Below are 19,534 nucleotides of genomic sequence, written 5' to 3'. Positions count from 1 at the left end.
TTTTGACCGCCCTAATTAACGGTTTGTCATTACCGGTTATTCGTTAATTCGCCAGCACGGGTTGGGGTGACCACCGGGGCGGGCCGTCGCCGCCCCGCCGGACCAACAGCCCGCCGTCACCCCGCACCCGGGCCACGGACCATCCGCCCGGGTGCGGGGTGACGTGGTTCAGGTCGTGTGGCGGATGATCGAGCCGGCGATCCGCTCGGTGAGTCCGGGGGCGAAGAACGGGTGGTGGCCCATCCCGGGCACGATCTCCAGTTGCGCCGTGGGGATCTGCGCCGCGAGTGCCTCGCCGTGGGCCGGCGGGAACAGCGGGTCGTCGCTGCCGTGCAGGACCAACGTCGCGGCCGTGATGCCGGACAGCGACGCCCGCCGGTCGTCGTCCCAACGCCGACCGGCCAGATCGTGGTTCGCCGCGGCGGCGAGGTTGCCGGCCCGGTCGTGACAGTGTTCGACGAACCGCCGCGCGGCCGGCTCGTCGAAGGGCAGCACGTCACCGTTGAGCACCCGCCAGGTCTGCACGTCGGCGTCCACCCGCTGCTGCGCCGTCGCGCGGGGTGCCCTCGCCGCGCCCATCAGGTGGTCGAGGAACCGTGCCGTCGGAGGTGGGAGTTCACCCTCCGCGGCCGGTTGACCCGCCAGCGCCCGCGCCCACGCCGGTCCGGGGTTGTTCCCCATCGGGGAGGAGGCCATGGCCGTCAGCGTGCGGACCCGGGCCGCCCGGTGCACGGCGAGCCACTGCCCGATCGCCGCACCCAGCGACGTCCCCACGATGTGCGCGGCGGCGACACCGTACGCGTCCAGGACGGTGACCGCGTCCGAGGCCAGGTCGGCGAGCGCGTAGGGGTGCGTCGCGAAATCGACGGAGTCGGACCGGCCGGTGTCACGGTGATCGAAACGGATCACCTGCCGGCCGCTGTCCACCAGGGCTTCGACCAGTTCGTCGGGCCAGCCGACGCCCTGGGTGGACGTGCCCATGACCAACAGGACGGTGGGGTCGTCCGGGTGCCCGAAACGCTCGGTCCACAACCGGACGGCCCCGCGAACGAACTTCTCCTCGCCAGTAAGCATGGCGGCACGGTAGCGGTCACCAGTTCACACGTATGCCACTACCCTTTGTAGTGAAGAAACGCGCCCGTGAGATAATAGAGGGGCAGGACGGCGCCTACGGCGAGCCGGCTGCGGTCGTCGACCCGCCGGCCCGAGAATCGACGGATGGCGACGGCCCTGCGCTACCACGCGGCTCTGCACTACTACGTGGTCCACGACGGTGCCGGCGAGCCGGAGGGGTTGCTGGCCGAGGAGTTCCTCCTCGCGGCGGACCACTCCTGCATCGGGTTGGTGGGTGGCGGCTGGAGCCGCTCGGAGCACCGGTGGCACGACGCGTCGGCCACCAGCCGGCGGCTGCGCGTCGATCCCGCGCTGCGGGCCCGGCTGACGCCCGTCAGCCGGGACGGGGCGGCGACGCTCTACCGGGAGCTCTGCGGTGCCGCCCTGCCGGACGAGGCCGCGCTGCGGACGTGCTTCGGTGCGCCTTCCGCGCCGCCGTCACCGCCCCTGTCGCTGCATCGGCCCGAGGCCACACCGGGGTTCCGCGAGACGCGCACCTACCGGATCCTGTTCGCCGGCGGGCTGGCCCCGGGTGGGCTCACGGCGCTCGGCGGAGCGTGGCAGATGCCGCTCACCGGCGATCTCGCGGATACCGGGGTACGCGTCCTGGGCACGGTGTGCCGTCAGGTCGGCCGGGACGCCTTCCGCTGGGAACTGCGCCGCATCGCCGCGGGCGCCGCGTGGGGACTGGACGTGACGTGTGACCTGACGGGCGACCGTGACGAGGCGGTCGGTGTGCTCCTGCGCGCCCTGACGACGCAGGTGCAACTCCAGGGGCTGGTCCCCGTCACCGTCGACCGGTTCCGCTGAGCGCTGGCTGCGTGAGGCGGTGGGCTGAGGATCGCGTCGTGGCCAGGCGGGGTGGGGGACGGTGACGTCGGGTCCGGGCCGGCTAGGGCTGCGGGTGGCGTAGCCGGGCCAGTGACCGGTTGAGCCACTCGGTCAACAGCGCGCGTTCGGCGTCGGTGAGGCCGGGCAGGTCCGGCGTCAACGCCGCGAGGGTCACCGCGACCGTGCGCAGGGTCGGGTCGGGGGTCACCGGGGCGGCGGTGAGGATGCCGCCGAGGACGGCGTCGAACACGGCGTCGCCCAGTCCGGGGTCGCGTTGCGACGCGGGGGTCCCCAGCAGGGTGAGGATGACGCCGGTGCCGGCGGCGTGGATCATCATGGTGGCCCGCTGCTCGTCGACCCGCAGCCGGCCGGCGGCGGCGAGCCGGCGCACCCGCGAGCGCAGCACCGTCAGGCCCGCCACCGACGCCGGGGACGGGTCGCCGGGCCCGCGCGTGCCGAGCAGCCGGAACAACTCGGGGTTGGCCAGGCCGAACTCCACGTGCGTACGCCACCCGGCACGCAGGTCGGCCACCGGATCCTGCGGCGCGGTGTCCGTGGCCATCGTCTTGGTGGCGACGTAGCTGGCCAGCACGTGTTCGGCGACGGCGTCGACGAGGCCGTTCTTGTCCCCGAACAGCCGGTAGATGGTGGGTGCCTGCACGCCTGCGGCCTGGGCGACGGCGCGGGTGGTCACCGCGTGCGCCCCGTGCTCGCGCAGCAGGCGGGCGGCTGCCGTGACGATGTCGGATCGCACGTCGTCGCGGGGCGGGGTGTCGGGCGTCACGGTCACGAATCAACGATAACAGCACCTTGTTAGCAGCGAAGTATCGATGTTAACGTCTGCGCCGTAACGCTGGTTCGTCGAAGGGGTCCCCTCGTGTACGTCATCACCGGTGCCACCGGGCAGCTCGGCTCCCGGATCGTCGACCAACTGCTGGCCCGGGTGCCCGCCACCGCCGTCGGGGTGAGCGTGCGCGACACCGACAAGGCCATCCACCTGGCCGAACGAGGCGTACGGGTCCGTCGGGGGGACTTCACCGACCCCGCCACGCTGGAGCGCGCCTTCGCCGGGGCCGACCGGGTGCTGATCGTGTCCGCCGCCATCCGGGGCGGCGACGCGGTCACCGCGAACCGGGCCGCCGTCGACGCCGCCCGCGCCGCGGGAGCCGCCCGCATCCTGTACACCAGCCACCAGGCCGCCTCCCGCGACTCGCTTTTCCCCGCCCAGGTCACCCACGCCGCCACCGAGGAGCATCTCGCCGCGACCGGGGTGCCGTTCACCGCCCTGCGCAACGGCTTCTACGCCGGCGCCCTCGGGTTCGCCATCGGCGACGCCCTGACCACCGGCCGCCTGGTCGCGCCGGCTGACGGGCCGGTGTCCTGGACCGCGCACGACGACCTGGCGGAGGCCGCCGCCATCGCGCTGACCGGCCAGGGCGTGCTCGACGGCGTCACCCCCGCGTTGACCGCCGGGCAGGCCCTCGACCTGGCGGACGTCGCCGGCATCCTCACCGACCTCACCGGGCGCACCGTCACCCGGCTCGTCCTCGACGACGACGAGTGGCGGGCCGCCGCCGTCGCCCGGGGCATGCCCGCAGCCGCCGCCGACTTCACCCTCGGCATGTACCGGGCCGCCCGGCGGGGCGAGTTCGCCGTCACCGACCCGACGCTGGAGGCTCTCCTCGGTCGGCGTCCGACACCCGCCCGGCGGGTGCTGGAAACCCTCGTCGCCGCCGCGTCCCCCACCGGTCCGCAGCCGGTACGTCGGGCCTGAGCCGCGCCACACGGCCCGGCGCGCGGGACCCGGCGGTGCGAGGATCGGTCGCATGCCCACCGAGGAACGACTGGCCGGTCGCGGGGTCCGGGACGCCGTCGACGAACTGACCCGTACGCTCGGCCCGCACACCGACCGGGACTGGAGCGCCCCCGCCGGGGACCTGGAATGGTCGTGCTGGACGACCGCCGCGCACGTCGCCTACGACCTGCTCGGCTACGCCACCCAGCTCACCGGTCGGCCCGACACCGGGTACCTCCCGCTCGACCTGCGGGTACGCCCCGACGCCACCCCCGCCCAGGTGCTGGTCGTGGTGGCCGCCTGCGCAGGGCTGCTCGCCGCCGCGCTCGACACCGTCCCCGCACGCACCCGCGCCTGGCACTGGGGTCCCTGCGACCCGGCCGGCTTCGCCGCCATGGGCATCGCCGAGACGCTGCTGCACACGTACGACATCACCCGGGGGCTCGGGGTGACGTGGCGGCCGCCGACGGCACCCAGCGCGGCGGTGCTGGGGCGGCTGTTCCCCGACGCGCCCGCCGGTGATCCGGCCGACGTGCTGCTGTGGATGACCGGGCGGGCCACCCTGGGTGAGCGGCCCCGGCGCACCGCGTGGACCTGGCGGGCCGCCGTCGACTGACCCGGCGGCTACGCCGGCGGTCGCCGCCACGGCCAGCGGAACCGGGGGCGTCGGGCGGGGGGCGCGGGCGTCGGAGCGGATGCAGCGGGCACGGCGCGGGTGGCGCGGTGGGCCCGCCACTGGCGCAGCACCGCCTCGGTGTCGACCGGGCGGACCGCCACCCGGGGCCCGGTGGGATACCGCAGCCACGCCACGATCTCCTGGTTGAGCAGCCCGACGAACTCCCGGACCGACTCCTCGGTGGGCAGGTCACGGACCTCGTCGGGCACCTGCTCGACCCGGCGGCGCAACTGCAACGGGGTGGGCAGCAGCAGGTCGGTGGGCAGCGCCTCCCGCTCCAGGAAACTGGTGATCCACCAGGACTCGTCGTAGGGGACGTCGCGGCCGGGGATCGGCTTGCCCATGCCGGGCAGGTTGTCGAACTCGCCCCGTTCCTGGGCGCTGCGGATCTGCGCCTCGACCGAGGCCTCCCACGCGTCCACCATCCTCCGGACACCTCCCCCGCCACCGTATCCGCCCGGCCGTCACCGGTGCAGCGCCCGCGGGGCGGGCGGCATTCCCCGGTTCAGCGGTGGTGCCGCACGTGGCGGTGCCCGTCGAGGGGGAACGGCGGCCGGGCGGGCAGCACCTCGACGAACGGGAAGCCGCTCTTCTCCGCCACCCGGCAGGACGCCGGGTTGTCCAGTTGGTGCAGCAGCTCCAGCCGGGCCAGCCCGGTCGCGGCGAACCGGGTGAACGCCCACCGGCTCACCGCGTCCACCGCCCGGGGCGCCACCTGACGGCCGCGTGCCGGCCCGGCCGTCCAGTAGCCGATCTCCGCGTCGGCGCGGCCCGGCACCACGTCCTTGAGCAGCACGCAGCCGACCACCAGGTCGCCGTCGGGGGTGGGTTCGCAGACGGCGAAGCTGAACCGGCGGCCCGCCGCCCAGCCCTGCCGGTTGCCGTCGACCCAACGTCTGGCCTGTGCCGGGGTGGTCAGCGGGTTACGGGTCCGGGCCCGCAGCTCCGGATCCCGGTGCGCCTCGACCAACGCGTCGACGTCGTCGTCGCGCCAGCAGCGCAGGAGCAGTCCGGGTGCGGTGACGGTGGGGGCGGCCCGCAGGGTCACAGACATCTGAGCAGTGTGGCCGCTGTCCGGCCCGTCCGGAACCCCCGACAGGGTCGGGCACCACGGGGCGTCGCCCGACGACGGCGCGGCGTAAGGTGCGGGGCAGGACGGCGGACGGGGGCGGCGATGGTCACGGTCGGTGCGGTGGCGGGAATCGCCCTGGTGGCGCTCGGTCTGGTGCTCACCCCGGGGCCGAACATGGTCTACCTGGTGTCCCGGTCGGTCAGCCAGGGCCGCCGGGCCGGGCTGGTGTCCCTGCTCGGGGTGGCCGCCGGGTTCGGCGTCTACCTGGCCGCCGCCGTCGCCGGCATCGCCACGGTCTTCGTGCTGGTACCGCCGCTGTACACGGCGGTGAAGCTGGCCGGTGCGGCGTACCTGCTGTGGTTGGCGTGGCGGACGCTGCGCCCCGGTGGGCGCTCGGCGTTCACGCCTCAGGAGCTGCCGGTGGACCGGCCGCGCCGGCTGTTCGCCATGGGCCTGCTCACCAACCTGCTCAACCCCAAGATCGCCATCCTGTACGTGTCGTTGCTGCCGCAGTTCGTCGACCCCGCCCGGGGTGACGTGGCGGTGCAGAGCCTGCTGCTCGGCGGCACCCAGATCGCCGTCGCGTTGACGGTGAACACGCTGATCGTGCTGACCGCCGGGTCGGTGTCGGCGTTCCTGGTGCGCCGGCCGGGCTGGGCGCGGGTCCAGCGGTGGGTGACCGGCAGCGTGCTCGCCGCGATGGCCGTGCGGATCGCGGCGGACCGGTCCCGGGCCGCGGTGGCGACCGGTTGATCCGCTCAGACCGGTGACGGCCGGGGTGCCGCCGCCGGCAGTTCCCGGTTCACCGGGCCGTCGACCGCGGCCACGGCCAGCCCGATCGCGTAGAACATCACCGACAGGTTCATGTCGGTGAAGCCGTAGAACGGGGCGAGGGCGAGGGCGACCACCGGCACCACGCTCAGCCACCTGCCGGCCGCGGACACCGCGACGGCGGTGCTGCGGACCAGCACCACGAGCAGGGCCAGCAGCGTCAGCAGGGCGGGGATGCCGTAGCTGTACATGGTCAACCAGACCTGGCCCTGGGTGCCGAGGGGTTCCGCGCCGGTGGTCGTGTCGGCGCTGCGTGGGGTGCCGTAGCCGAGCAGCGGCGAGTGCAGGACCGCGTCGAGGGTCTGCCGGTACAGGTCGGCGCGGTCGCGGGTCGAGTCGGTGTTCTCCACCCGGTTCATGATCATGTCGCCGACCGGGACGACCAGGGTGACCACCCAGGCCACGGCCATCCCGGCGGTGATCGTGCCGATCAGCCGGACGTCGCCGCGCACCAGGGCGCGCAGCCCCAGGTAGAGCAGGCCCACCCCGAGGCCGACGAACATGCCCCGGTTGAGGGTGAGGAACGCCGGCACCAGCGCCAGCGGCAGGGACACCAGCAGCACCCGGCGCAGCGGTCCGGTGCGCACCGTCGACAGGTACGCCAGCACGCACGGCACGAGCAGCGCGAACCCCGTACCCCAGTTGTTGGTGTACGGGTACGGGGCGGCCGTGCGGTAGTACGGGTTGCGACCGGTGGGGTTGAACTCGGTGGAGTGCACGTGGGTGACCGCCCGGATCATCCGCTGCCCGGCCAACCCGTCGGGCAGCAGCACCTCCACCGGGGTGGTCAGCGCGAGCCGGGGGGCCAGCACGCCGAGCCAGCCGAGCGCCACCATCCCCAGCCAGAAGAACAGCACCGGTTGGAACAGCCGGTCCCAGCGGGCCCCCTGCCGGGCAGCGGTGTAGACGTACAGGTAGACCACGAGGGCGGTGAGGACGAAGCCCAGCCGTAGGCCGTAGCCGAGCAGGCTGCTGGCCTTCTCCAGCCGGGTGGCGCTGACCACGACGAGGCCGACGAGGACGAACCACAGCGCCGAACCGGGTGGCCAGGACACCCGGCCGTGGGTGAGCAGGACCACCGCCAGCAGCATCCCGAACAGCGCCCAGCCGAGGTAGAGGCCGCCGAGCGCCCACCACAGCGGCATCGCCGCGAACATCAGGTACAGCGGCCAGAGCGGCAGCGTGCGCGGTGCCGTCGTGTTTCTCGTCCCCACCGGGGCAAGGTTAGGCCGGTGGGGTCCGGTCGGTCATCGGCGGAGTGGCTGTGACGGACACCATCGGGGCCGTTTCCTCGCGGATCACCGCGACGCCGCCGGCCGGCAGGACCACCGTGCCGTCGGCGGGGGCGTCGGTGAGCAGGTCGACGCCGGTGGTGGGCACCCGCTGCGGCCGGTCGGTGTGGTTGAGCAGGAACAGCCAGCTCCCCTGCGGGCCGGCGCGGCGGACCGCCTCCACCCCGGGTGGGGCGTCCGGGCAGACCGGGGCGAGGCCGGCGGTCCGGGCCACCTCGGTGAGCAGCCGCCGGTAGGTGCGGTCGTCGGGCCGGGTCGACAGGTACCAGGCGGTGCCGTCGCCGGTGCGGTGCCGGGTCACCGCCGGTCGGCCGTCGAGGACCCCGCCGACGTACGTGCCGACCGGTTCGGCGCCGCACAGGTGCACGGTCTCCGACCAGATCCGGCCGGTCCCGCCGCCGGAGAGCAGCACCTGTTCGTCGGCGGCGAGCGGGTGGAACTCCTCCACCCGCAGGCCGAGCAGGTCCCGGTACGCGCCGGGGTAGCCGCCGAGGTGTACCCGGCCGTGCGGGTCGGCCACCCCGCTGAGGTAGCTGACCAGCAGGTGTCCGCCCGCCTCGACGTGGGCGCGGACCCAGCCGGCGGTGGCGTCGTCGGCCAGGTAGACGGCGGGCAGGACGAGCAGCCGGTACCGGTCGAGCGGGTCGCCGGGGACGACGATGTCGCAGCCGTACCCGGCCCGCCACAGCGCCCGGTGCGCGGCGGCCAGTTCGGCGTGCCCGTCGAGCAGGGTCGAGGGCATGCCGGGGTGGCGCAGCGCCCAGCCGCTGGCCGCGTCGAAGGCCAGTGCGACCGATGCGGTCACCTCGCCGGCGGTGACCTCGGCGAGCCGGTCGAGGTGCTCGCCGAGGCGGACCGTCTCACGGAAGACCCGGGTGTCCGGGCCGGTGTGCGGCACCAGCGCGGAGTGGAAGCGTTCCGCGCCGCCGGCCGGGGCCCGCCACTGGAAGAACATCGCCCCCCGGGAGCCGCGGGCGACGTGGGACAGGCTGTGCCGGGCCATCCGGCCGGGTTCCTTGGTGTGCGAGCGGCCGGTGGTGTGGATCTGGCTGGCGGCGCTCTCCATCAGCAGCCAGGTGGCCGGCCCGTCGGCGGGAGGCGCGCCGCGTCGGGTGGTGGCCCGGCGGCGGCCGTGTCGCGCCCAGCCGCGGGCCAGGTCGGCGGCGAGGGCGGTCTGTTCCTCGGCGCCGCCGTCGACGGCCGACGGGTAGTGGTCGACGGCGACCAGGTCCACCTCGGCCGCCCAGCGGGCGTGGTCGACCGGCACCCAGTCGCCGAGGACGTAGTTGGTGGTGACCGGCAGCGCCGGGTTGGCCGCGGTGAGCAGGTCACGTTGTTCGACGTACGCGGCGAGCAGGGTGTCGGACCAGAACCGCCGGAAGTCCAGCAGCTGGCCGGGATTGCCGAGGTACTGGGTGGCCCGGGGGGTGCTCACGTACGCCCAGTCGGTGTAGTGCTGGCTCCAGAAGCTGGTGGCCCAGGCGTCGTTGAGGGTGTCGAGGTCGCCGTGGCGTTCGATGAGCCAGCGGCGGAACGCGGCCTCGGCGTGCGGGCAGTGGCAGGTGGTGCCGTACTCGTTGTGCACGTGCCACAGGGCGACGGCCGGGTGGTGGGCGTAGCGGGCGGCGAGGGTGGCGGCGATGCCCCGGGCGGCGGCCCGGTAGGCGGGGGCGGCGGCGCAGTAGGTGTCGCGGCTGCCGTGGTGCAGTCGGACGCCGTCGGCGGTGACCGGCAGCGCGTCGGGGTGCGCCAGGGAGAACCAGGGTGGTGGGGACGCGGTGGGGGTGGCCAGGGCGACCCGGATGCCGCCGTCGTGCAGCAGGTCCAGCACCTCGTCGAGCCAGCCGAGGTCGTAGCGGCCGGGGGCGGGTTCGAGGCGGGACCAGGCGAACACGCCGACGGTGACCAGGTTGATCCGGGCCCGGCGCATCAGGGCGACGTCCTCGCGCCAGGTGGCGGCGGGCCACTGCTCGGGGTTGTAGTCACCGCCGTAACAGAGCCGCCCGTCGTCCCACATACCCACCATCCCGTCGACTTTGTTTGATAGATGTCCAAACTATGGAGGTGATTTACCCATGTCAATCGGGTAGACCGCTGGTCAATCGAAGTCGCTCGTTGACAGTTCGTTGGGAAGGCAAAGAAACTGTCGGTACCGCCGGAAAACGTGCCGAGGAGACGCCGATGCCGTACCGACCGCCACTGGTCCCGTACGAGACGTTCGTGGCCGACCCGCCCGACCTGCCCGTACGGGAACCGGGCGAGGACGGGGTCGCCACCGTCGGCCGGGCCGAGGTCGTCGCCACCGACGGGCACGGCGTCACCGTCAAGGCCACCCTGTCCGACGGCGGCAGCCTGGTGGTCCGCCTCGACGCCGCCGGCCACGGCGTGATCCGGGTCCGCCTCGCCGAGGACCCCCAGGCCCGCAGCCGCTCGGCCCGCGCGCTGCCCCTGGTCCACCCCCGGGCCCACCCCGCCGCGATCACCGTGGACGACACCCACGTGCTCATCGACGCCGGCGCGGTCGTCGCCGAGATCCGCCTCGACCCCTGGCACCTGCGGTTCCTCACCCCCGACGGACGGGTGCTGCTCGACCAGGACCCCGGCACCCGGGACATCAGCGGCCGCCGCCGCACCCTGCCGTTCGGCCGCAGCAGCGTCGACGGCACGCCCGTCGCCTGGCACGAGAGCTTCGTGGCGTTCGGCGACGAACGGTTCGTCGGCTTCGGGGAGAAGTTCACCCCGCTGGACAAGCGTGGCCAACGGGCCCTGATGTGGAACTACGACGCCTTCGGCGGGGAGTCCGAGCGGTCCCACAAGAACGTGCCGTTCTACCTGTCCGACCGGGGCTACGGGGTTCTCGTCGACAGCGGCATGCCGGTGCAGTTCGACGTGTGCCAGTCCACCCACAGCGCCGTGCAGATCCTCGTCCCCGACGACCTGCTCGACTACTACGTGCTCGCCGGCCCCACCCCCGTGGAGGTGCTGGACCGGTTCGACGAGCTGACCTGCCGGCCGTACCTCCCGCCGAAGTGGGCCTTCGGGGCGTGGATCTCCTCCGGGTTCTACCCCGACAGTCAGCAGCGGGTGCTGGAGCGGGCCCGCCGCATCCGGGACCGCGACATCCCCTGCGACGTGCTGCACCTGGACTGCTACTGGCAGGTCGCCGGCCGCTGGTCGGAGCTGCGCTGGGACGACGAGGCGTTCCCCGACCCGGCCGGGATGCTGACCACCCTCGCCGGGCAGGGCTTCCGGGTGTGCCTGTGGATGAACCCGTACCTGATGACCGACAGCCCGCTCTACGCCGACGCGGCCCGCGCCGGCTACTTCCTGCACCGCGCCGACGGCAGTACCTACGTGGCGGACGTGTGGCACGGCAGCTACCCGGCCAGCGCCATCGTCGACTTCACCAACCCCGACGCCGTCGCCTGGTTCCGGGGACTGCTGCGCCCCCTGCTGGAACAGGGGGTGGCGGTGTTCAAGACCGACTTCGCCGAGGGGGTGCCGGCCGACGCGGTGGCGCACAACGGCATGACCGGCGTCGAACTGCACAACGTCTACACCCTGCTGTTCAACGACATCGTCGCCGACCTCACCGAGGAGGTCGCCGGGCACCGTACGGTGTGGGCCCGCTCGTCGTACCTGGGCGGGCAGCGGCACAGCGCGCAGTGGAGCGGCGACGTCAACGCCACCTGGCCCGGACTGGCCAGCACCCTGCGCGGCGGCCTGTCGCACGGGCTGTCCGGGGTGCCGTTCTGGAGCCACGACACCGGCGGTTTCCACGGCACCCCCGAGGCGGACCTGTACGTGCGGTGGACCCAGTTCGGGGCGCTGTCACCGCTGGTCCGGCTGCACGGCACCACGAGCCGGCTGCCGTGGGACTTCCCCGCCGACACCGAACGCGACGCGGTCGCCGCGCTGCGGCTGCGCTACCGGCTGATGCCGTACCTGTGGTCGGCGGCGGTGGAGTCGGCGCGTACCGGAGCGCCGATGATGCGGGCGCTGCTCGTCGACACCCCCGAGGACCCGACCGCGTGGACCACCGACCTGCAGTACCGGCTCGGCACCGACCTGCTCGTCGCCCCGGTCACCGACCCGTCCGGACGGCGGGCCGTCTACCTGCCCACCGGCGACGACTGGATCGACGCCGGCACCGGCGAACGGCACGGCGGCGGCCGGCACCTGCGGGTGGCCGTGCCGCTGCACCGGTTGCCGCTGTTCGTCAGGTACGGCGCACTGGTGCCGCTCGTCGCGGCCTCAGGCACCGTCGGCGACGGCCCGTTCGACGACGTCACCCTGGTCAGCTGGGGTGGTGTGGACGCCCGTACGGTGCTGCACGACGTCGACGGCGACACCGTGGTGCAGGCGCTGCGTGACGGCGACACCCTACGGGTCCGCACCGACGGGCCGCTGCGGGTCCGCCGGCTGAGCGTGGTCGGCGACGACGCCCCCCGCCGGCTGCTGCTCAACGGCGAACCGGTCACCCCGACGCCGTTCACGCCGTGGTTCCCGCCGGACTGACCCCACCGGGCCGGGTGGCTGTCCGGGCTCCGGACGTGCCGCTAGAGTTAGTTGAGTTTCCAGCCGAACAGACGCACCGACGGCGCACCGGCCCGCCGACGGCGTCGCCCACCGGCCGACCCGGCGTGCCCGTGCGGGGTCGACGGTGGGCGATGACGCACCGGCACGGCACCACCCACCGTCGGGCGCAGGGAGCGGACAGACCGTGATCAGCATCCACAACGAACCGCAGCCGACCGACCTGGGCGACGTCCGGGTGGCCAACCGGGCCGTGGTCCTGCGGCACGTCCGCCTGCACGCCCCCTGCTCCCGGGCCGACATCGCCGCCACCACCGGGCTCAACAAGGCCACCGTGTCCAGCCTGGTCACCGAACTGCTCGACAGGCGGCTGGTCCGCGAGACCGGGCTGACCGGCAACCGGGTCGGCCGGCCGGCCACCATGCTCGTCCTCGACGGCTCCCCGTACGCGGCACTGGGCCTGCAGATCGGCGCGGACGACCTGGTGGTGGTCGCCGTGGACCCGGGCGGCAACCGGCTGCTCACCTGGCGACGGGCGTTCCCCGCCCCCACCGCCTCCCCCGCCGACACCGTCCGGGCGCTGGTCACCCTGGCCCGCCGCGCGATCGGCCGGGTCACCGGGCAGGGCCGCACCGTGCTCGGCCTGACCGTCGGGGTGCCCGGCCTGGTCGACACCGCCGGCGGGGTGCCCCTGGCCAGCGGCCTCGGCTGGCGGGACGTCCCGCTCGCCGCCGACCTGCGGGCCGCGCTGCGGGAGACCGGGTTCACCGTCGCGGTGGACACCGACGCCAACCTCGCGGTGCTGGCCGAACAGCGCCACGGCGCGTACGCCGGCGCCACCGACCTGGTCCACGTCACCGGCGGGGTCTCCGTCGGCGCGGGGGTGCTCGCGGGTGGCCGGCTGCTGCGGGGCGGCCGGGGCCACGCCGGTGAACTCGGCCACCTCTGCCTCGACCCGGCCGGGCCACCGTGCCCGTGCGGCCGACGTGGCTGCCTGGCCGCGTCGACCGCGCTGCCGGCCGTGGTGGCCCGCCTGCTGCCCGACGCCACCCAGGACGGCCCGGTCACCGACTACCTGCCGGAACTCGACCGGATCGTGGCGTCGGCCCGGCAGGAGGACCCGGCCGTGCTGGCCGGGCTCGCCGAGATCGGCCGGCACCTCGGGCACGGGGCGTCGGTCCTGGCGAACCTGCTCAACCCGGAGGCGATCGTGGTCGGCGGGCACTTCGCCACCCTCGCGCCCTGGCTGCTGCCGTCGGCCCGCGCGGAACTGGTCGCCCGGACCCTCGCCCCGCAGGCAGGGGGCTGCCGCCTCGACGCCTCCACGCTGGACTCCGCCGCCCCCGCGCTGGGCGGTGCCACCGCCGCGTTGGCCACCATCGAGGCCGGTCGACTCCCCGCCGGCTGATCCGGGGGCCGGTCACCTCTTGACCGGCCGACGCGCAGGTGCCAACCTCGAACCGCCGCCCCGTCGTTCGGGCACCCGGGGCGGCACGTTTTCCGCAGTCGTCGAAGCGCTTCGCCGCTCCGGGCCGACGACCGCCACCACCCTCACTCCGCGATGCCGCACGTCACCACGACCGTCGAAACGCTTCGACGGTCGGCCGGACGCCTCACCGCGAGCCACCGGAAGGTAACCGCAGATGAACGACCCCACCGGACCGTCCCCCGAAACGCACGCCGACGAGCTGCTGGCCCAGCTCACCCTGCCGGAGAAGATCGGCCTGCTGCACCAGTGGCAGGCCCCCGTGCCCCGGCTGGGCCTGCCCGGCTTCCGCACCGGCACCGAGGCGTTGCACGGGGTCGCCTGGCTCGGCCCGGCCACCGTCTTCCCGCAGGTCGTCGGCCTGGCCAGCAGCTGGAACCCCGACCTGATCCGGGCCGTCGGTGACGCCGTCGGCACCGAGGTGCGGGTCAAACACCAGGCCGACCCCGCCGGCGTCGGACTCAACGTGTGGGCGCCGGTGGTCAACCCGCTGCGCGACCCCCGCTGGGGCCGCAACGAGGAAGGCTGGTCGGAGGACCCGTGGCTGACCGGCCGGCTCGCCACCGCCTACGCGTCCGGGCTGCGCGGCGACCACCCCCACCGGCTGCGCACCGCCCCGACGGTGAAGCACTTCCTCGGCTACAACAACGAGACCGACCGGGCCACCACCTCCAGCGACCTGCCACCCCGGGTCCTGCACGAATACGAACTGCCCGCGTTCCGCGCGCCCCTCGCCGCCGGGGCGGCGGTCGCCGTGATGGCCTCCTACAACCTGGTCGACGGGCTGCCCGCGCACCTGAGCCCGCTGCTCAACGACGAACTGCGCCGGTGGACCAGCGACGAGGTGATGGTCGTCGGCGACGCCGGGGCGGTCACCAACATCGCCGGCGTGCAGCGCCACCTGCCCGACCACGTCACCGGATTCGCCGCCGCCCTGCGCGCCGGCATCGACAACTTCACCGAGGACGACACCGACAGCGCACCGACCGTCCAACGCCTCACCGAAGCCCTACGCCGGGGACTCGTCGACGAATCCGACGTGGACCGGGCGGTCCGCCGCATCCTCAGCGTCCGCATCCGCCTCGGCGACCTGGACCCACCCGGACAGGACCCGTTCGCCGGGGTCTCCCCCGACGTGCTCGACAGCCCCGCCCACCGGGACCTGGCCCGCGAGGCCGCCCGCCAGTCGATCGTGCTGCTCGACAACGACGGGCTGCTGCCACTGCCCATCCGCACCCCACCCCGGGTCGCGGTCCTCGGGCCGCTCGCCGACACCGTGTACGAGGACTGGTACAGCGGCACCCTGCCGTACGCGGTCACCGTCCGGGAGGGCCTCGCCCGGGAACTGCCCACCGTCACCCACCACTGCGGGGCCGACCGGATCGCGTTGCGCGTCGGCGACCGGTACGTCCGCTGCCCCCGCTCCTCCGAGGGTGGGCCGCTGACCGCCGACGACGGCCGCGACGGCACCTGGTTCGACGTGTTCGACTGGGGACAGGACGTGGTGGCGCTGCGCGCCGTCGCCAACGGCCGGCACGTCGGCGCCGACGACGACGGGGCCCTGGCCAACGACCGCCCCGGACCGGGCGGCTGGATCGTGCGGGAGACCTTCCGCTTCCGGCACCGCCCCGACGGCACCACCCTGCTGCACCACCTCGCCACCGGCGCGTACGTGCGGGTCGACGAGGACGGGCGGCTGCGCGCCGACGCCACCGACCCGGACACCGCCACCACGTTCACCGTCGAACCCGTCGCCGACGGCGTGGCCGAGGCCGCCGCGCTGGCCGACGCCGCCGACGTGGCCGTCGTCGTCCTCGGCAACCACCCGATGGTCAACGGCCGGGAGACCGAGGACCGCGTCGACCTGGCCCTGCCCGCCGGGCAGGAACGGCTGCTGCGCGCCGTGCACGCCGCGAACCCGCAGACGGTGCTGGTGCTCACCAGCAGCTACCCGTACGCGGTGGGCTGGGCGCACGAGAACCTGCCGGCGGTGCTGTGGTCGGCGCACGGCGGGCAGGAACACGGCACCGCCCTGGCGCAGGTGCTGCTCGGCGCAGCCGACCCCGGTGGCCGACTCACCCAGACCTGGTACCCCGACGCCGCCGACCTGCCCGACCTGCTCGACTACGACGTGATCGGCGCCGACAGCACCTACCTCTACTACCGGGGTGAGCCGCTGTACCCGTTCGGCCACGGCCTGAGCTACGCCCGGTTCCACTACGCTGACCTGCGGGTGGACCAGCCGACGGTGACCGCCGGCGGCGAGGTCGAGGTGAGCGTCGAGGTCACCAACACCGGCGACCGGGAGGGTGAGGAGACCGTGCAGCTCTACACCCGGCAGCGACGGTCCCGGGTCAAGCAGCCGCTGCGGCAGCTCCGCGACTTCACCCGGGTCACCCTCGCCCCCGGCCAGCGGCGCACCGTCACCCTGCGGCTGCGCGCCGACGACCTGACCTGGTGGGACGAGCAGCGCGGCGGCCCGGTGCTGGAGGACGCCACCCACACCCTGCTGGTCGGCCGCTCCGCCCGCGACATCCGCGCCGTCGGCGCGGTGACCGTGCACACCCGCGCCGCCGCGCCCCGGCCCCGCCCCACGGTGACCGCCGGCGGTGCCCGGTGACCGGCGCGTCCGGGCGCAGCCGCAAATCGCCCGACCAGGTCACCATCGTCGACGTCGCCCGGCACGCCGGAGTGGCGGTCAGCACCGTGTCGTACGTGCTCAGCGGCAAACGGGCCATCTCCGAGGTGACCCGCACCCGGGTCCTGGCGAGCATCCGGGAACTGGGCTACCACCCCAACGCCGGGGCACGGGCGCTGGCCAGCCGACGCGCCAACACCATCGCCCTGGTGCTGCCGTTACGCGCCGGCATGCAGGTGCCGGTGGTGATGCAGTTCGCGATCGCGGTGGTCACCACGGCCCGCCGCTTCGACCACGACGTCCTGCTCGTCACCTCCGACGAGGGGCCGTCGGGGCTGCGCCGCATCGCCGGCAGCGCCATGGTCGACGGGATGCTGGTGATGGACGTCGAGCTGGACGACTCGCGGGTGCCGCTGCTGCGGGACCTGACCCGACCCAGCGTCCTGATCGGCGTCCCCGCCGACCCGACCGGCCTGACCTGCGTGGACCTGGACTTCCACCGCGCCGGTCAGGTGTGCGTGGAACACCTGGCCCGGCTCGGGCACCACCGGGTGGCGCTGCTCGGCGCTCCCGCCGCCGTCTACGACCGGGGCACCGGCTTCGCCCACCGCACCCGCGCCGGGGTGGCCGCCGCCGCCGACCGGCACGGCGTCACCGTCGTCACCCAACCCTTCGAGGAGGGGCCCGCGGCGATCCGTCAGGAACTCGCCGACCTGCTCGACCGGCACCCCGACCTGTCGGCGCTGGTGGTGCAGAACGAGGCGGCCGTCGGGCCGGTGCTGGCCTGCCTGCCTGCCCTTGGCCGGCGGGTGCCGCAGGACATGTCGGTGGTGGCGATCTGCCCCGACCAGTTCGCCGAACAGGCCGCGCCCCGGATCACCTCGGTGCCGGTGCCCGCCGAGGAGATCGGCCGGCAGGCGGTCGCGTTGCTGATGCGCAAACTGCACGACGAGCCGGTGCCGGAGGTGACGCTGCTGCCACCCCGGTTGACCATCCGGGACAGCACCGCCGCGCCGACGGCCCGGACCCCCCGGTGACCGGCGGGCCACCCCCGTCGGCACACCGCATCTGGGACGACGCACCGGCCGCCGACTGGACCGACGCCTTCCTCACCGGCAACGGCGAGTACGGACTGATGGTCCCCGGTGACCCGCACGCCGAACGGCTGGTGGTCAACCACCACCGGTTCGTGCTGCCCAACGGCACCCACGACGCGCGGGCCCCGCACCTGGCCGCGTTGCTGCCCCGGATCCGGGAACTGGTCCTCACCGGCCGCCGCGCCGAGGCCGGTGAACTGCTCACCGGCGGTCGGGACCTGGCGTGGACCCAGTCGTACCATCCCGGGTTCGCGCTGACCGTCGACGCCCCCGCGACGACGGTGCGGGACTACCGGCGGCACACCGACTTCACCACCGGCGAGGTGGTGGTGCGGTGGTCCGGGCGGCGACGACGCAGCTTCGTCTCCCGCGCCGACCGGCTGGTCGTCACCCACCTGGACCAGGGCGACTGTGTCGTCGGGGCGACAGGTGACCTGCCCGGCCGCCCCGACACGGTGCACTACGACACCACCGCCCACCGCCACGACGGGCTGGTGTTCCTGCGGGTCCGGGGCCGCTACCCCGACGTCGGCGGCGCGTACGGCTTCGAGGCGGTGACCCTGGTCCGGGGCGACGCCGAACCCGCCGGTGACCGGGTGCTGGTACGCGGACCGGCGCTGCTGACCACCGCCCTGGAACGCACCGCCACCGCGGCGTGGCCCACCGCCGCGCAGCAGCGGCGACTCGCCGACGGCCCGACCGACTACCCGACGCTGCTGGCCCGGCACGTCACCCGGCACACCGGCCCCTACCGGCGGGTCGACCTGGACCTGGCGGTGCCGGCGGCGGACCGGGACCTGCCCGTGGGTGCGCTGCTCGCCCGGCAGGTCACCGCCGGTGACCGGTTGGACCCGGCGCTGCTGGAACGGCTCTTCCACGCCGGCCGGTACCTGCTGTTCAGCGCCAGCGGGGTGCTGCCACCCCGGCTGACCGGCATCTGGACGGGTTCCTGGGACGCGGCCTGGGCGGGGGACTTCACCACCGACGCGAACCTCAACCTGCAACTGGCCGGCGCGAACGTCGGCGCGTTGCCGGAGGTGACCGCCGCGCACGCCCGGCTGGTCCGCGCCCAGGTCGGACACTGGCGGGCCAACGCCCAGGCCGTCTACGGGGCACGGGGTCTGCTGGCGCCCAGCCGCACCGACGGTGAACACGGGCACCTGTTCCACGTCCACCCGCACTGGCCGTTCACCGCGTGGCTGGCCGGCGCGCACTGGCTGCTGCACCCGCTGTACGAACACCACCAGGTGACCGGGGAACCGTTGGGGGAGGTGGCGGGGTGGCTGGCCGAGGTGGCCGACTTCTTCACCGACGTGCTCACCGACGTCGACGGGCAGCCGGCGCTGGTGCCGTCGTACTCGCCGGAGACCGGCCCCCTCGACGACACCGACCGGCCGGTGCCCGTCGCCGTGAACGCCACCATGGACGTCGCCGCCGCCCGGCACGCCATGACCGTCGCCGCCGAGGTGACCGGGTCGCAGCGGTGGGCGGCGGCCCGGGACCGGCTGCCCGGCTACCGGGTCGACGCGCGGGGCGCGTTGGCCGAGTGGGCGTGGCCCGGCTACCGCCCCGACGACGACCACCGGCACGTCAGCCACCTCTACCCGGTGTGGCCGACCGGGGAGATCGACCCCGACGACACCCCGGAGCTGGCGGCGGCGGCGCACCGGGCGTTGACGCTCCGCGGCGACGAGGACGGCTCCGCCCACGGCACCCTGCACCGGGCCCTGGTGGCCGCCCGGCTCGGCGACGGGCCGCTGGTCGGGGCGTACCTGCGGCGGATCGTCGCGGCGGACATGTTCTTCCGGTCGTTGATGAGCGCCCACAACCCCGGCCGGGTGACCTACAACGCCGACGCCGCGCACACCCTGCCGGCGGTGCTGATCGAGGCGCTGGTGCAGTCCCGGCCGGGACTGCTGCGGCTGCTGCCGGCACTGCCGCCGGGCCTGCACCGGGGGACGCTACGCGGGGTGACCTGCCGGGGCCGGATCACCGTCGAGGAACTGACCTGGGACGACGGTCGGGTCACCGCCCGGCTGGTCGCCGCGAGCAGCCGCCGGATCCGGGTCCGCAGCCCCTACGGCGACACCGGCTGCGACCTGCCGGCGGGCACGGCGGTGCGGGTGACCCACCGCCGGTGACCCGCCCAGGGGCCGGCAGGCACGCG

General features: G+C 74.4%; 15 protein-coding genes. 9 read left to right on the top strand and 6 right to left on the bottom strand.

What is annotated here, in order from left to right:
• Positions 1-168: 168 nt before the first annotated feature.
• On the bottom strand, positions 169-1,074 hold the full coding sequence (locus ACN268_RS05715; RefSeq protein ID WP_421482089.1) for an alpha/beta fold hydrolase: 906 nt from the start codon (positions 1,072-1,074) through the stop codon (positions 169-171).
• 144 nt (positions 1,075-1,218) lie between these two features.
• Here ACN268_RS05715 and ACN268_RS05710 point away from each other — a divergent pair, with 144 nt between their 5' ends.
• A complete protein-coding gene (locus tag ACN268_RS05710) occupies positions 1,219-1,923 on the top strand; it encodes a hypothetical protein (RefSeq protein WP_421482088.1) in 705 nt (234 codons plus the stop codon).
• A gap of 82 nt (positions 1,924-2,005) precedes the next feature.
• On the opposite strand, the gene ACN268_RS05705 is transcribed toward ACN268_RS05710, so the two are convergent.
• On the bottom strand, positions 2,006-2,734 hold the full coding sequence (locus tag ACN268_RS05705) for a TetR/AcrR family transcriptional regulator (protein ID WP_421482087.1): 729 nt from the start codon (positions 2,732-2,734) through the stop codon (positions 2,006-2,008).
• 87 nt (positions 2,735-2,821) lie between these two features.
• On the opposite strand from ACN268_RS05705, the gene ACN268_RS05700 reads away from it, so the two are divergent.
• Together ACN268_RS05700 and ACN268_RS05695 are read left to right on the top strand one after the other, a co-directional pair.
• Positions 2,822-3,718 carry an NAD(P)H-binding protein gene (locus tag ACN268_RS05700; protein ID WP_421482086.1) on the top strand — a complete coding sequence of 299 codons (897 nt, stop codon included), beginning with the start codon at positions 2,822-2,824 and terminating at the stop codon, positions 3,716-3,718.
• Positions 3,719-3,770: 52 nt separating this feature from the next.
• Positions 3,771-4,355 (top strand): maleylpyruvate isomerase N-terminal domain-containing protein, encoded by a 585-nt coding sequence (locus ACN268_RS05695; RefSeq protein ID WP_421482085.1) that lies wholly within the window; start codon positions 3,771-3,773, stop codon positions 4,353-4,355.
• 8 nt (positions 4,356-4,363) lie between these two features.
• Here the strand turns inward: ACN268_RS05695 and ACN268_RS05690 are convergent, their stop codons facing one another.
• Together ACN268_RS05690 and ACN268_RS05685 are read right to left on the bottom strand one after the other, a co-directional pair.
• Positions 4,364-4,840, bottom strand: coding sequence for a DUF1992 domain-containing protein (locus ACN268_RS05690; RefSeq protein ID WP_421482084.1), 477 nt, complete (start codon positions 4,838-4,840; stop codon positions 4,364-4,366).
• 80 nt (positions 4,841-4,920) lie between these two features.
• Positions 4,921-5,469, bottom strand: coding sequence for a GNAT family N-acetyltransferase (locus ACN268_RS05685; protein ID WP_421482083.1), 549 nt, complete (start codon positions 5,467-5,469; stop codon positions 4,921-4,923).
• Positions 5,470-5,589: 120 nt separating this feature from the next.
• Between ACN268_RS05685 and ACN268_RS05680 the strand changes: the two genes are divergently transcribed.
• Positions 5,590-6,240, top strand: coding sequence for a LysE family translocator (locus ACN268_RS05680; RefSeq protein WP_421482081.1), 651 nt, complete (start codon positions 5,590-5,592; stop codon positions 6,238-6,240).
• Positions 6,241-6,245: 5 nt separating this feature from the next.
• Here the strand turns inward: ACN268_RS05680 and ACN268_RS05675 are convergent, their stop codons facing one another.
• A complete protein-coding gene (locus tag ACN268_RS05675) occupies positions 6,246-7,532 on the bottom strand; it encodes an O-antigen ligase family protein (protein ID WP_421482079.1) in 1,287 nt (428 codons plus the stop codon).
• 10 nt (positions 7,533-7,542) lie between these two features.
• Positions 7,543-9,636, bottom strand: coding sequence for a beta-galactosidase (locus ACN268_RS05670; protein ID WP_421482078.1), 2,094 nt, complete (start codon positions 9,634-9,636; stop codon positions 7,543-7,545).
• 155 nt (positions 9,637-9,791) lie between these two features.
• On the opposite strand from ACN268_RS05670, the gene ACN268_RS05665 reads away from it, so the two are divergent.
• From ACN268_RS05665 to ACN268_RS05645, 5 genes are all read left to right on the top strand, one after another.
• The gene (locus ACN268_RS05665) at positions 9,792-12,128 is read left to right on the top strand and encodes a TIM-barrel domain-containing protein (RefSeq protein ID WP_421482077.1); all 2,337 of its coding nucleotides are present in this window, start codon (positions 9,792-9,794) and stop codon (positions 12,126-12,128) included.
• Positions 12,129-12,333: 205 nt separating this feature from the next.
• Positions 12,334-13,554, top strand: coding sequence for an ROK family transcriptional regulator (locus ACN268_RS05660; RefSeq protein WP_421482076.1), 1,221 nt, complete (start codon positions 12,334-12,336; stop codon positions 13,552-13,554).
• Positions 13,555-13,789: 235 nt separating this feature from the next.
• Complete coding sequence (locus ACN268_RS05655) at positions 13,790-16,252, top strand: glycoside hydrolase family 3 C-terminal domain-containing protein (RefSeq protein ID WP_421482075.1); 2,463 nt, start codon at positions 13,790-13,792, stop codon at positions 16,250-16,252.
• Entirely contained in the window at positions 16,249-17,307 is a 1,059-nt protein-coding gene (locus tag ACN268_RS05650; RefSeq protein ID WP_421482074.1) for a LacI family DNA-binding transcriptional regulator, read from the top strand. The genes ACN268_RS05655 and ACN268_RS05650 overlap by 4 nt, the downstream gene beginning before the upstream one ends.
• Positions 17,304-19,508 (top strand): glycosyl hydrolase family 95 catalytic domain-containing protein, encoded by a 2,205-nt coding sequence (locus ACN268_RS05645; protein WP_421482073.1) that lies wholly within the window; start codon positions 17,304-17,306, stop codon positions 19,506-19,508. The genes ACN268_RS05650 and ACN268_RS05645 overlap by 4 nt, the downstream gene beginning before the upstream one ends.
• Positions 19,509-19,534: the final 26 nt, after the last annotated feature.

Origin of the sequence: Micromonospora sp. WMMD735 (genome assembly GCF_049178995.1) — a bacterium.
GTDB classification, from domain to species: domain Bacteria; phylum Actinomycetota; class Actinomycetes; order Mycobacteriales; family Micromonosporaceae; genus Micromonospora; species Micromonospora wenchangensis.
The sequence above is the reverse complement of the archived record's forward strand: the minus strand, read 5'-3'. Positions and strand labels throughout refer to the sequence as shown.